This is a genomic window from Plantibacter sp., from assembly GCF_059073635.1.
The window spans coordinates 252,080-264,439 of record NZ_JCACOF010000010.1 but is presented as its reverse complement, the minus strand read 5'-3'; the positions used below and the strand labels follow the sequence as shown (position 1 = coordinate 264,439).

Sequence of the window (12,360 nt, the reverse complement as noted above, 5' to 3'; positions counted from 1 at the left end):
TCGTTCATCGGTGGACGAAGGACAACTCCCAGAACGCTCATAGCTCGCCCATAGGGAAGCTCAGGACACTGGTGCCACCGCGGCAGAGACCTCGCCACGGCGGCCGCCGCACCGCGGCCCACACATCGCCCGAGGAGATTGAACGATGCGCAACCCCACCACCACCCAGCCTCCCGTCCGCACGCCACGCCTGTCCGTGGCGGCGAAGAAGACGACCTTCGCAGCCCTGACCGGCCTCACCCTCGTCGGCAGCCTGGCCGGTTGCTCGGCGGCCGACGCCGGCAGCTCGACCACGACCACGTCTCCCGAGACGAAGAGCACGGCGGCGCCGGAGGCGACCACCTCCACCGACGCTGCAGCGGGCTCCGGCGCCACCGACTACCAGGACGGCTCCTACACCGCGGACGGCAGCTACCAGTCGCCGAACGGCACCGAGTCGATCACGGTGACCGTCACGCTCGCCGAGGACAAGGTCACGGCGGTCGACGTCGTCTCGCACGCCGAGAGCGCGAACAGCAAGCGCTACCAGGCGGAGTTCATCTCCGGGATCGCAGCCGAGGTGGTCGGCAAGGACATCGACAGCCTCAAGGTCTCCAAGGTCGCCGGTTCCTCGCTCACGAGCGGCGGCTTCAACGCGGCCATCGACACGATCAAGACCGAAGCGAAGGGCTGAGCCGCGGGGCCGGACCGACGATGAGCGAGACGACACTGCGCTTCGAGGCGATCGGCACCGGATGGGAGCTCGACACGGCTCTCCCGCTCGAGCCTGAGACCGCTGAGGCCGTCGCCGCGTGCATCGACCGGTTCGACCGGACGTGGTCGAGGTTCCGGGACGACGCGTTCATCGCGCGGTTCGCCGCCGGCCCGGTCTCGACCGCCTTCCCCGATGACGCGCGCGAGGATGCGGTCGCACTGCTCGACACGTACCGGCGTCTGCACGATGCCACCGCCGGGGCCGTGACGCCGTTCATCGGCACCTCGCTCGAACGGCTCGGCTACGACGCCTCCTACTCGCTCGTCCCCCAGGGCCCGGCGGTCGCCGCCCCGCACTGGGACGACGTGGCCCGGTGGGACGGCGAGGTGCTCGAGACGAGCCTCCCGCTCGTGATCGACATCGGTGCGGCCGGCAAGGGGCGGCTCGTCGACCTCGTCGCGGACCTCCTCCGCAGCCACGGTCACGAGTCCTTCACGGTCGACGCCTCGGGCGACCTGCGTCACGAGCACGGGTCCCGCCCGGCGGACCCGCTCCGTATCGCGCTCGAGCATCCGTACGATCCCAGCAAGGCCATCGGAGTCGCGACGATCGACGCCGGCGCCCTGTGCGCCTCCGCGACCAATCGTCGTGCCTGGGGCGACGGACTCCACCATGTCATCGACGGCCGGACCGGCGAACCGACGAGGACCGTCGCGGCGACCTGGGTCACCGCCCCGGACGCGATGGTCGCCGACGGACTGGCCACCGCACTGTTCTTCACCGATCACGAGACCCTGGCGGAGGCGTTCACCTTCGAGAGCGTCCGTATGTTCACGACCGGTCTCACCGACCGGTCCGTCGGATTCCCCGGCGAACTCTTCACCTGAGTCACGCGCCACAGGGCTCGAGCCCGGACGGCACCATCTCCCAGAAAGCAGACCGCACATGAACGGCCGCACCGGCTCCTTCTTCGGCACCGTCCTCGGGCGGGTCACCATGTACCGCCTCGTGACGCTGTCACTCGGCACCCTCGCGATCTACGCCTTCGTGCTGTCGCTGTTCGGGCAGGTGTTCTACAAGCCGCTCGAGCTCCTCGCCACCCTGGCCACGCTGCTCGTCGTCGGCTACCTGACGAACCGCCTGTTCGGCGCGCTGTTCCAGGTGCAGCCGCACAGCGAGTCGTCCGTCATCACCTCACTCCTGCTGTTCTTCATCCTGTGGCCGACGAGCGAGCCCACCGCGCTGGCCTGGATCGCCCTCGCCGCCACGGTCGCCTCGGCGTCGAAGTACCTGCTCGCGATCCGGGGCCGACACGTCCTCAACCCGGCGGCCATCGCCGCACTCGTGATGAGTGTGCTGGCGAGCTACGTCACCCTCCCCGGCGTGTCACCGTCGGTCTGGTGGGTCGCCAACCCGTGGCTGCTGCCCGGTGTCGTCATCCTCGGCGGCCTCGTCCTCATCCGGACGAAGCGACTCACGATGGCACTCGTCTTCATCGTGCTCTCCTGGGCACTCGTCACCGTCCGGCTCGTCACCGGTGGTCAAGAGCTGGGACCGGCACTGCTGGCTCCGCTCACGTCCTACCCGATCCTCTTCCTCGCCGCGTTCATGCTCACCGAGCCGCTCACGCTTCCACCGCGGCGCTGGCAGCAGCTCGCCGAGGCGGCGATCGTCGCGGCGCTGTTCTCCATCCCGTTCACGCTCGGCCAGGTGGCGTCGACCCCCGAGCTCGCGCTCATCGTGGGCAACGTGCTGGCGTTCATCGTCGCCCGTCGTCGGGGGATGCGACTGACGCTCGAAGGCACCCGCGCGCTCACCCCGACGGCGGTCGAGTACCGGTTCAGCTCGAAGCGGTCGATCCCGTTCGCGGCCGGCCAGTACCTCGAGCTGTCGCTGCCGCACCGCGGAGCCGACGTCCGCGGCTCGAGGCGCGTCTTCAGCATCTCCTCGCCACCCGACGACGACCGTACGATCCGCGTGGCCATGCGTGTGCCCGAGCGGGCCAGTAGCTTCAAGCGGGCGCTGAACGCGCTGCCGGTCGGCGCGAGCCTCTCGGCGACCGGTGTGTGGGGCGACTTCGTCCTGCCGAAGGACACGAGCAAGCCGATCCTGCTCCTCGCCGCCGGGATCGGGATCACCCCGTTCGTCAGCCAGCTCTCCCGACTGCACCTCCGTGCCGACCAGCGCGACGTCGTCCTCGTCTACGTCGTGTCCGACCCGCAGGAGCTCGCCTACGCGGCCGAGCTCGAGACCTGGGGGACACCGGTGCTCGTCGTGGGACCGACGGACGACGTCCGGCTGCCGGACGGCTGGCGTGGTCTCGGACCCGGGCGCCTCGACCACGAGCGCCTCGCCGAGGCCGTCCCCGACCTTGCCGAGCGCGAGGTCTTCATCTCCGGTCCGCCCGCGATGATCGAGGCCCTGAAGCCAGCCCTGCGCGGGATCGGCGTCGGACACGTCCGCACCGACGCCTTCAGCGGGTACTGATCAGCAGGCTCGCGGACCCGACCCGCTCGGGCGTCGAGCGAGTGGCGGACCGGTTCCATCGGCGGCACGAGCCTAGGATGGTCCACGTGATGCGGCGTTGGCTCCTCTGGTGCGGGTTCGGCCTCGTGCACCTCCTCGTCGGCTGGCTGTGCCTCGTGGCGGAGGGCCTCCCGCTCGGCGACGTGGTCCTCGTGTACCGGCCGTGGGTCGAACAGGCGACGTCCGGCGGCCCGATCCCCGCCATCGACGAGCCCTGGGTCTATCCGATCCTCGCGATCGTGCCGATGCTGATCCCCCTGCTGCTCGGCAGCGCCGGGTACGGCGTCGGCTGGCTCCTGCTGGTGACCGCGATGAACGCCGGGGCGTTCGCGGTCCTCCTCGGCAACGGCCACTCGCGCCCACGGCTGATCGCGGCATGGTGGTGGCTCGCGTTCCTCCTCCTGCTCGGACCGATCGCGCTCGCCCGGATCGACTCCGTGACCGTCCCCATCGCGATCGTCGGGCTCCTCTGGGTCGCCGGCCGCCCGCGGGTCGCCGCCGTCCTCCTGACGCTCGCCGCCTGGATGAAGATCTGGCCGGCGGCCCTGATCGGCGCGATCGTCCTGGCGCACCGCCATCGCGGACAGGTCCTGGTCGCGGCGGCGGCGACGTCGGTCGTGGTCCTCGGGGTCGGCCTCGTGCTCGGCGGTGCGAACGCCGTCAGCTTCGTGACGGAGCAGACCGGACGTGGTCTCCAGATCGAGTCGCCCATCGGCAACGCCTACCTGTGGCTCGCCGTCCTGGGTGTCCCGCAGAGCTTCGTCTACTACGACCGCGACATCCTGACCTTCCAGGTGACCGGCCCGGGCGTCGACACGGCGATCGCCGTCATGACGCCGCTGCTCGGCCTCGCCGTCGCCGGGGCGGTGCTCCTCGGGGTGCTCGCGGTGCGGTCCGGACGCCCCCTCGTGCAGGTGCTCGCGCCGTTGTCGCTCCTCTTCGTCCTCACGCTCATCATCTTCAACAAGGTCGGGTCACCGCAGTTCGCGATGTGGTTGGCTGCACCGGTGATCCTCGGGATCGTCCTGCAGCGTCGGCGCTTCGTCGCGCCGGCCGTGCTCGCGCTGATGATCGCCGCGCTCACGCAGCTCGTCTACCCCTACCTGTACCTGTGGTTGCTCAACGTCGACCCGGTCCTCGTGACCGTGCTGACGGTCCGCAACCTCGCCTACCTGGTCCTCGCCGGCTGGGCCGTCCACGCGCTGTTCACCCCGTCCCACCACGACGAGGACGTCTCGTCGGTGTCCATCCCCGTCCCCGCTCGAACCCACAAGGAGTGACCATGCTCGTCGCCTTCTCCGTCGCCCCCAGCGGCTCCGGCAACTCGGACGGTTCCGTCCACGACGCGGTCGCCGCGGCCGTGCGGATCGTCCGCGAGTCCGGCCTGCCCAACCGGACCGACTCCATGTTCACGACCATCGAGGGGGAGTGGGACGAGGTGTTCGCGGTCATCAAGGACGCCACCGAGGCGGTCGGCGCCTACGGCAGCCGGGTCTCGCTCGTCCTCAAGGCCGACATCCGTCCCGGCTACACGGGTGAGCTGACCGCCAAGCTCGACCGCCTCGACGCCGCGCTCGAGAACGACGGCTGAGCCCACCCCCGAGCGGTCGTCCGGTTTCGCCGCTCGGGGACTCGAATCGATTCGAGGATTCCCGTACACTCGATCCATGCCCACCATCCTGGACGGGTCGACGCAGCTGTCGCCGACCCGTGTTCGTCTTGCCATCCTCGCGCTCGCCGTCGGGGCCTTCGGCATCGGTACGACCGAGTTCGTGGCGATGGGTCTGCTGCCGAACATCGCGACCGACCTCCTGCCCGAGCTGGCCGCTCGCAGCCAGGAGCAGGCGAACGCACAGGCCGCCTGGTTGATCACGGCGTACGCGCTCGGCGTCGTGGTCGGTGCGCCGACGATCGCCGCGCTCGTCGCGCGATACCGGCGCAAGACCGTCCTGCTCTGGCTGGGCGTCGCGTTCACCGTCGGCACGTTCGCGTCTGCGGTCCTGCCGAGCTTCGGCCTCGTCCTCCTGGCCCGGTTCGTCGCGGCCCTGCCACACGGCGCCTACTTCGGCATGGCCGCCCTCGTGGCCGCGAGTCTCATGGGGCCGGGGAAGCGCGGCAAGGGCGTCGCGCTCGTCATGACCGGGCTGACGATCGCCAACGTCGTGGGCGTGCCGTTCGCGACCTGGGTGGGCCAGGAGTTCGGGTGGCGCTCCGCCTACCTCATCGTCACCGGCATCTTCGCGCTCGCGACCGTGACCATCTGGTTCGCCGTGCCGGTGCAGGCGGGCAACCCGCAGCAGACGATGCGTCGGGAACTCCGTGTCTTCCGACGCGGCCAGGTGTGGTTCGTGCTCGGGTTCGGGTCCATCGGGTTCGGCGGGCTCTTCGCCGTCTACAGCTATCTCGCGCCCCTGGTGACCGAGGTCGCGGGGGAGTCGGCGACGCTCGTCCCGTGGGCGCTCGCGACCATGGGGGTCGGCATGACGATCGGCAACCTGGTCGGTGGGCATCTCGCGGACCGTGGGGTGAAGCGAGCCCTGATCGTCTTCTTCGCGCTCATGATCGTGGTCCTGACCGCCCTCGCGCTCACCGCGACATGGACCCCGACCATGTTCCTCTTCGTCTTCGCGGTCGGCTTCGCGTCGCAGGGCCTCGGTCCGGCCATCCAGACGAGGCTCATGGACGTCGCCGGCGACAGCCAGTCGCTCGCCGCAGCGCTCAACCACTCGGCGCTCAACATCGGCAACGCGCTCGGCGCCTTCCTCGGCGGTGTGGTCATCGCCGGTGGCCTCGGCTACCTCGCCCCGGTCTGGACCGGTGTGGTGCTGACCGTGATCGGCCTCGGGATCGTCATCACGAGCTTCTCCGTCGAACGCCGGCAGCTCCGGCGCGAACTCCTGCGGGCGAACGACGCCGAGGATCGCCGGATCGCGGACCGCAACCCGCCGACGGCACCGATCCCCGTCTGACCGACACCCGCGCGCTCGCGTCGGCGCACCGCGCTGCTAGTCGACGATGATGCCGTCGAGGATCGCCCGCTTGCGCAGGGCGACCTTCGTGCCGACGTCGATGCCGGCGTTGCGGTACTTCTCGCGGATGCGCTTGAGGTAGCTCTTCGCGGTCTCGTCGGAGATGCCGAGGCTCTCGGCGACCATCTTCACGGGCTCACCGGCGGCGTACAGCGCCATGACGCGACGCTCCTGCGCGCTGAGGCGGGGGCCGGTCCCGGAGGCGCCGCTCGCGAGGGCGAGGTCGAGCTCGGGGGAGATGTAGGACTCACCGCGTGACGCCGCACGGAGGGCGTGCACGATGGTCTCGGCGTCCTCGCTCTTCGCGAGGTAGCCCAGGGCGCCGGCGGCCAATGCCTCTCGGACGACCGCCGGGTCGCTGTAGGTGCTCATGAGGACGGTCGTGACGCCCGTGGTCTTCAGCGTCGCGAGCTTCACGGCGACCGGGACGTTGTCCTTGAGGTCGACGTCGAGCAGCAGGACGTCGACGGGGAAGGCGGGGTGCGTCAGCAGCTCCGGCCAGGACGGGGTCACGACGACGAGTTCGATGTCGTCGGCGACGCTCCTGATCCATTCGGTGAGCGCACCGAGCAGCATCCGGTGGTCATCGACGATGCCGACCCTGATGCGAGACTCCTGTGACGTCATTGACGTTCCCCTTTCCGCTGGCCCGCAGCAGGATTGTCGACGGTGCTGTCGATCTCGATCCTGATCCGGGATTTCTGGTACGTGTCCGTGGAGCTGCCCACTCGTCCGAGCGCTTCCCACACCGCGGGATCCACCTTGGCGCGTTGCACTCCGACCGCTTCGAGGACGATCGGGATGACGAGCGCACCAGATCGGCCCGGTCGTTCGGAGCGGTCGACCGGTCCGAGCGTCAGCACAGCTCTGGCACTCTGCGCATCTGCTTCCCCGAGGAGCAACCATACTGCAGAGAGCAGTCCATCCCGCTGATCCGTTGCGAGATACGTCGCAAGTCGCTCGGGGTCGCGCAGGGTCGCGCGGTCCGACAACACGGACGACTCCTGGAACGCGTGCTCGAGCCAGGACTCCTTGCCCTCGGACATCAGATGACGCCGGAGCTCGGTCGCGAGGCGGGAGGCGCGCGCCGCGAGCTCGGGGCTGAGCGGGAGGTCGACCGAGCCGTCGGCGACACCGACGAACAGCTCCTCCGCTTCGAGATCGAGGGTGACGAGTTCCTCCGAGTCGAAGAACCCGAGTGCGTCCCGGACGCTCGCGACCGTGGAGGCGACCATGACCCGGTCGAGTTCGAGGCGGACGATCCGGCGGTACTGGGAGACGATCGCGCAGGCGATGAGCGGGGGGACGACGGCGACCGCGGCGAAGAGCAACTCCGCCCCGAGCGTCGCGGTCTGGGTCCGCGTGACGGTGAGGATCGACCCCACGAGCATCAGCCCGAGCACCACGGTCGCGGCGGCGATGTCGCGGACCGGGCGGAGGGCGACGACCGCGAGCAGGACGCCGCCGACCGCCGCGGCCGCCGTCGGATAGACGCCAACGGCGTCGCGACTCCAGACGCTCGCCAGGTCGAGCGCGGCGACCACCACCAGCTGGATCAGGAGCGCGACGAACAGCCGGTCCGAGAGGTGGAACGCGGAACGGCGGAGCAGGAGGAAGGTCGACGCGATCGCCGCGGTGAGCAGCAGCCAGGCGACGACGCTGAGCAGTGGTCGCGGGTAGTGGTGGACCGAGCCGACGAAGCGGATCGCGGCGTAGACGACGAGGATGAGGCCGGACACCGACAGTCCGATGCCGAGCTGTGTCGTTCCGAGTGACGAGCGCTGCCGGTCGATGGCGCGCCGATGGCGGTAGCGCCGGGTCGGCCCGGTGGCCTCAACGAGGGCGTCGACACTCATGCTTGCGGGACCTCCAGGATGACGGTCGTCCCGGCCCCCGGGGCGGAGAAGACGCGCGCCTGCCCACCGACCTCCTGGATGCGCGCGACGACCGATTCCGCGACGCCGAGGTGGCCGTCCGGCACGGCCGACGGATCGAACCCGGTGCCGGTGTCGGTGATGAGGAGTCGGGCGGTCAGCTCGTCGATCGAGACCGTGACGTCGGCCGAGTCGACCCCGGAGTGACGCCGGACGTTCTCCAGGCACTCCCCGAGCGCGAGGAGGAACGCCTCCCGCACACGTGGGTCGAGGTTCGCCTGTCCACCGCCGTAGACGTTGACCGTGAGGCCGAGCCCGGCGAACCGGTCCGTCACGGCCTCGATGCCCTCGTCGAGGGTGAAGTCGGCACCGCGCTGGAGGATGTACGAGCCGGAGGAGACGGGGCTGAGCTCCTCGCCGAGGCGGAGGCTGCGGAGCAGATGCGCGTCGTTCCCGGCCTGCGAACGGAGGGCTGCGGCGTCGACGCCGCGTCCGGAGTGGGCGAGCATCGTGAGGGTCGCGAGCGCGGTGTCGTGCAGCAGTCGTGCGTCCTGGCGTCGCTGTGATTCGGCCTGGCTCGCGAGCCGCTCGGCGTTGTAGGCGTTGCCGATGGTGTCGACCCGGCGGATGAGCCGCGGGATGCTCGTGTCGAGCCACCCGCCGAAGGCACCGATCGCGACCCACACGACCGCGGTCAGGCCGATGGTCGGGACCGTGAGCGCGGTGGGCCCGGTGACGACGATGATGGTGACCGCCGTCACGACGAACGCGGTCAGGAGCAACGGCCAGGTGCGCCGGAGCGGCACGAGTCGGGCCGCGACGGCGCCCATGCCGAGGGAGGTGATCGCGGCGATCGCGCTCGCGGAGCCGACCTGGCCGGTGTTCCCGTCGGACAGACCGATCACGATCACGACCCCGACACCGACCAGGAACACCAGCACCACCCACCGACGGCCGTCGTACTGCTCGGCGGCCACGTGGGTGAGCGCGAGGGCGGCGACGAGGACGAGGAGGACGGTGTACCGACCTCCCGAGACGACGCCCGGGACGCTGAGGATCATCGCGGCCGTGACGCACCCCGCGAGTCCGAAGAGACGCGTCGTACGCAGCAGCAGCCGTCGCTGGGTCCTCGCCACCCGATCCATGCTCACGCTCCTCTGAGGAGTCACCCTATCGGGTGACACGACCGCCGCGGAACGGGTGTCGGACAGACGGGGCGCAGCTGTCAGACGGCGAGGAGCCGGCTGAGATGCGGGGCGACCAACGCGTTCTCGATGAGGAAGCCGTCGTGTCCGAAGTCGGACCGGAGGACCGACGGTCGTGTGCCGTCGAGGTTGCCGGGGAGGTGGAGCGCGATCTCCTCCTGCCCACTGACCGGGAAGAGCCGGTCGCTGTCGATCCCGAGCACGAGCGATGGACCGGTGTAGGCCCGCAGCGCCGCGCCGACGCCGCCGCGATCGCGTCCGACGTCGTGCGAGTTCATCGCCTCGACGAGGGTCACGTAGCTCCCGGCGTCGAAGCGTCGCGTGAACTTGTTGCCGTGGAAGTCGAGGTAGGACTCGACGGCGAAGCGTCCGCCGTGCCCGAGCGGGCTCACGCTCGACTGCCAGCTGCGCTCGAACCGGGCGTTCAGCTCACCCGGGCTGCGGTAGTTGAGCAGGGCCATCCGGCGGGCGAGCGCGAGGCCTCGGTGCGGGCCCTCGCCGTCCGGGGCGTCGTAGTAGTCGCCGCCCTGGAAGTGCGGGTCCGTGCGGACCGCTTCGAGTTGCACGAAGTTCAGCGAGATCTGGTCGGCCGTCGTGACCGGGGGCGCGGCGATCACGGCCAGTCGGTCGACGAGCTCGGGGTGGGTGGCGGCCCACTCGAGGGCGTGCATGCCGCCCATCGAGCCACCGATCACCGCGGCCCAGCGGTCGAGTCCGAGGTGTCCGAGCAGTCGGTGCTGGGCCTCGACCTGGTCGCGGATCGAGGTGTACGGGAACCGCGAACCCCACTCGACGCCGTCGGGCGCGAAGGAGGAGGGGCCGGTGCTGCCCTGGCAGCCGCCGATCATGTTCGGCGCGACGACGAACCAGCGGTCCGTGTCGACGGCGAGTCCCGGACCGACGATGCCGGCCCACCACCCGGCGGTCGCATGCCCGTTGCCGGCGCCTCCGAGGACGTGGCTGTCTCCGGTGAGCGCGTGGAGGATGAGGACAGCGTTGCCGCCGTCGTCGTCGAGCGTGCCCCAGGTCTCGTAGGCGAGTCTGGCGTGCGGGATGCTCCCGCCGTGCTCGAAGTCGAGGCGGCCGAGCGGGGCGAAGAGCCGGTCGCCCGGCCGGTCGCCGTCGCGCCAGGCGCCGCTCGAGGGCGGGTTCGCGAGCAGGGCGCCGACCTCGGCTTCGGTCACGAAGCGGGAGGGCACGCTGTCTTCCGGGGTCTGCCAGTCCATAGGTCTCCATTGTGGCGTGCCCTGGGGCGTCGACCGGCCGTGTTACGTCACCCGATCGGTCGAGGTCGGCGCGGTGCGCTGGCGCGAGTGCGCTCCCGTCGGCTCCGGCGCACCGGAACGGGCTCGAGTGACGGGGAACGGGCCCGAGCGACGCGGAACCGGCCCGAGTGCGCAACGAACGACGCGAGCGCGGGTCTCTGGAGACCCGCGCTCGCGGTTGTGGGGTGCGCTCGCGTCAGCGCACCGCGCTGGCGCAACCCAGGAGGGGACGCCTCGGGACGGACTCAGACCCGGGCGGCCTCGACGACCTGCTTCGCGGCGGTCAGACCGGCCTGGAGGTCGGCCGTGATGTCGTCGATGTTCTCGAGTCCCACCGAGAGCCGCACGAGCCCGGGCGTGACGCCGGCCGTGAGCTGCTGCTCCGGGGTGAGCTGCGAGTGCGTCGTCGACGCCGGGTGGATGACGAGCGAACGGACGTCGCCGATGTTCGCGAGGTGCGAGAACAACTGCAGCGAGTTCACGAAGGCGCGGCCGGCGTCGACCCCGCCCTTCAGCTCGAAGGACAGGACCGCTCCGACACCCTTCGGGGCGTACTGGTTGGCCGCCGCGTACCAGGGGCTCGACGGCAGACCCGAGTAGTTGACGCTCGCGATGTCGGGGTGGGCGTCGAGCCACTCGGCGACCTGCTGGGCGTTCTGCACGTGGCGCTCGATGCGGAGGCTGAGCGTCTCGATGCCCTGGATGAGCTGCCAGGCGCTCGCCGGGGCGATGGCCGCACCCAGGTCGCGCAGGAGCTGCACGCGCGCCTTGATGATGTAGGCGAGCGAGTCGCCCACGGCGTCGGTGTAGACCGCGCCGTGGTACGAGGGGTCCGGCGTCGTGAGGCCCGGGAACTTGTCCGCGTGCCCGGTCCAGGAGAAGGTGCCGCCGTCGACGATGACCCCGCCGATGACCGTGCCGTGACCGCCGAGGAACTTCGTCGCCGAGTGGACGATGATGTCCGCTCCGTGCTCGAAGGGACGGATGAGGTACGGCGTGGCGATCGTGTTGTCGACGATCAGCGGGACGCCGGCCTCGTGCGCGACGTCGGCGACGAGGCGGATGTCGAGGATGTTGATCTTCGGGTTGCCGATCGTCTCCGCGAAGAACAGCTTCGTGTTCGGGCGCACCGCACGCCGCCACTCCTCGGCGTCGTCCTGGTTCTCCACGAAGGTGGTCTCGATGCCGAGCTTCGCGAGCGTGTACTTGAAGAGGTTGTACGTGCCGCCGTAGATCGACGAGGACGACACGATGTGGTCGCCCGCCTGCGCGATGTTGAGGACCGCCGAGGCCTCCGCCGCCTGCCCGGAGGCGAGGAGGAGGGCGCCGCTGCCACCCTCGAGCGCGGTCAGGCGCTCCTCGACGACGGCCTGCGTCGGGTTCTGGATGCGCGTGTAGATGTTGCCGAACTCCGCGAGGGCGAAGAGGTTCTTGGCGTGGTCGGCGTTGTCGAACACGTAGCTCGTCGTCTGGTAGATCGGCGTGGCCCGAGCCTTCGTGACCGGGTCGGGCGCAGCTCCGGAGTGGATCTGCTTCGTCTCGAACTTCCAGTCGTTCGTGGCATCGCTCATGGTGGATGGTCCCCTCTGCTCGGGTGGTCGGTGCTGCTCGGGTGATGGGTGCCGCCGGTGTGGCCGCTCGGTCCGACAGCGATGTCGCCGGGCGTGGCTCCGGGTGGTGCTCCGTCGTGACCCCGAGGCTACCGGCCCCACCTGCACGCGCCAACCACGCGGAAACACGGCGTAACGCCTCGGACCGGTGGCTACC

The 12,360-nt window shown here is 70.3% G+C and carries 11 protein-coding genes; 6 read left to right on the top strand and 5 right to left on the bottom strand.

Going from position 1 to position 12,360, the window contains the following annotated elements; translation table 11 throughout:
- Nucleotides 1–145: 145 nt before the first annotated feature.
- The 6 genes from AC5JOC_RS13455 to AC5JOC_RS13430 all read left to right on the top strand — a co-directional run bounded on the left by AC5JOC_RS13455 (nucleotide 146) and on the right by AC5JOC_RS13430 (nucleotide 6,189).
- Nucleotides 146–673 carry an FMN-binding protein gene (locus AC5JOC_RS13455; RefSeq protein ID WP_139382578.1) on the top strand — a complete coding sequence of 176 codons (528 nt, stop codon included), beginning with the start codon at nucleotides 146–148 and terminating at the stop codon, nucleotides 671–673.
- 20 nt (nucleotides 674–693) lie between these two features.
- Entirely contained in the window at nucleotides 694–1,581 is an 888-nt protein-coding gene (locus tag AC5JOC_RS13450) for an FAD:protein FMN transferase (RefSeq protein WP_494246559.1), read from the top strand.
- Nucleotides 1,582–1,639: 58 nt separating this feature from the next.
- On the top strand, nucleotides 1,640–3,181 hold the full coding sequence (locus AC5JOC_RS13445; RefSeq protein ID WP_159879267.1) for an FAD-dependent oxidoreductase: 1,542 nt from the start codon (nucleotides 1,640–1,642) through the stop codon (nucleotides 3,179–3,181).
- Between the two features lie 89 nt (nucleotides 3,182–3,270).
- Nucleotides 3,271–4,500: a glycosyltransferase 87 family protein gene (locus AC5JOC_RS13440; RefSeq protein WP_079707400.1), complete on the top strand. Its 1,230-nt coding sequence runs from the start codon at nucleotides 3,271–3,273 to the stop codon at nucleotides 4,498–4,500.
- A 2-nt stretch (nucleotides 4,501–4,502) separates the two neighbouring features.
- Nucleotides 4,503–4,811 (top strand): thiamine-binding protein, encoded by a 309-nt coding sequence (locus AC5JOC_RS13435; RefSeq protein WP_079707231.1) that lies wholly within the window; start codon nucleotides 4,503–4,505, stop codon nucleotides 4,809–4,811.
- Between the two features lie 76 nt (nucleotides 4,812–4,887).
- Nucleotides 4,888–6,189 (top strand): MFS transporter, encoded by a 1,302-nt coding sequence (locus AC5JOC_RS13430; protein WP_137243326.1) that lies wholly within the window; start codon nucleotides 4,888–4,890, stop codon nucleotides 6,187–6,189.
- A 36-nt stretch (nucleotides 6,190–6,225) separates the two neighbouring features.
- Here AC5JOC_RS13430 and AC5JOC_RS13425 read toward each other — a convergent pair whose 3' ends face one another.
- The 5 genes from AC5JOC_RS13425 to AC5JOC_RS13405 form a co-directional block, all read right to left on the bottom strand.
- Complete coding sequence (locus AC5JOC_RS13425) at nucleotides 6,226–6,876, bottom strand: response regulator transcription factor (protein ID WP_056012577.1); 651 nt, start codon at nucleotides 6,874–6,876, stop codon at nucleotides 6,226–6,228.
- Nucleotides 6,873–8,105, bottom strand: coding sequence for a hypothetical protein (locus AC5JOC_RS13420; protein ID WP_192006704.1), 1,233 nt, complete (start codon nucleotides 8,103–8,105; stop codon nucleotides 6,873–6,875). The genes AC5JOC_RS13425 and AC5JOC_RS13420 overlap by 4 nt, the downstream gene beginning before the upstream one ends.
- A complete protein-coding gene (locus AC5JOC_RS13415) occupies nucleotides 8,102–9,259 on the bottom strand; it encodes a sensor histidine kinase (protein ID WP_159879261.1) in 1,158 nt (385 codons plus the stop codon). The genes AC5JOC_RS13420 and AC5JOC_RS13415 overlap by 4 nt, the downstream gene beginning before the upstream one ends.
- Before the next feature lie 89 nt (nucleotides 9,260–9,348).
- On the bottom strand, nucleotides 9,349–10,554 hold the full coding sequence (gene metX, locus AC5JOC_RS13410; RefSeq protein WP_137243323.1) for a homoserine O-acetyltransferase MetX: 1,206 nt from the start codon (nucleotides 10,552–10,554) through the stop codon (nucleotides 9,349–9,351).
- A gap of 284 nt (nucleotides 10,555–10,838) precedes the next feature.
- The gene (locus AC5JOC_RS13405; protein ID WP_079707226.1) at nucleotides 10,839–12,164 is read right to left on the bottom strand and encodes a bifunctional o-acetylhomoserine/o-acetylserine sulfhydrylase; all 1,326 of its coding nucleotides are present in this window, start codon (nucleotides 12,162–12,164) and stop codon (nucleotides 10,839–10,841) included.
- Nucleotides 12,165–12,360 lie beyond the last annotated feature (196 nt).

Excerpts from the sequence above, each read along its gene's own strand:
- AC5JOC_RS13420 (WP_192006704.1), bottom strand. The coding sequence starts at position 8,105 with ATGAGTGTCGACGCCCTCGTTGAGGCCACCGGGCCGACCCGGCGCTAC.
- AC5JOC_RS13455 (WP_139382578.1), top strand. The coding sequence starts at position 146 with ATGCGCAACCCCACCACCACCCAGCCTCCCGTCCGCACGCCACGCCTG.
- AC5JOC_RS13450 (WP_494246559.1), top strand. The coding sequence starts at position 694 with ATGAGCGAGACGACACTGCGCTTCGAGGCGATCGGCACCGGATGGGAG.
- AC5JOC_RS13425 (WP_056012577.1), bottom strand. The coding sequence starts at position 6,876 with ATGACGTCACAGGAGTCTCGCATCAGGGTCGGCATCGTCGATGACCAC.
- AC5JOC_RS13440 (WP_079707400.1), top strand. The coding sequence starts at position 3,271 with ATGCGGCGTTGGCTCCTCTGGTGCGGGTTCGGCCTCGTGCACCTCCTC.
- AC5JOC_RS13445 (WP_159879267.1), top strand. The coding sequence starts at position 1,640 with ATGAACGGCCGCACCGGCTCCTTCTTCGGCACCGTCCTCGGGCGGGTC.
- AC5JOC_RS13430 (WP_137243326.1), top strand. The coding sequence starts at position 4,888 with ATGCCCACCATCCTGGACGGGTCGACGCAGCTGTCGCCGACCCGTGTT.
- AC5JOC_RS13435 (WP_079707231.1), top strand. The coding sequence starts at position 4,503 with ATGCTCGTCGCCTTCTCCGTCGCCCCCAGCGGCTCCGGCAACTCGGAC.
- AC5JOC_RS13405 (WP_079707226.1), bottom strand. The coding sequence starts at position 12,164 with ATGAGCGATGCCACGAACGACTGGAAGTTCGAGACGAAGCAGATCCAC.
- metX (WP_137243323.1), bottom strand. The coding sequence starts at position 10,554 with ATGGACTGGCAGACCCCGGAAGACAGCGTGCCCTCCCGCTTCGTGACC.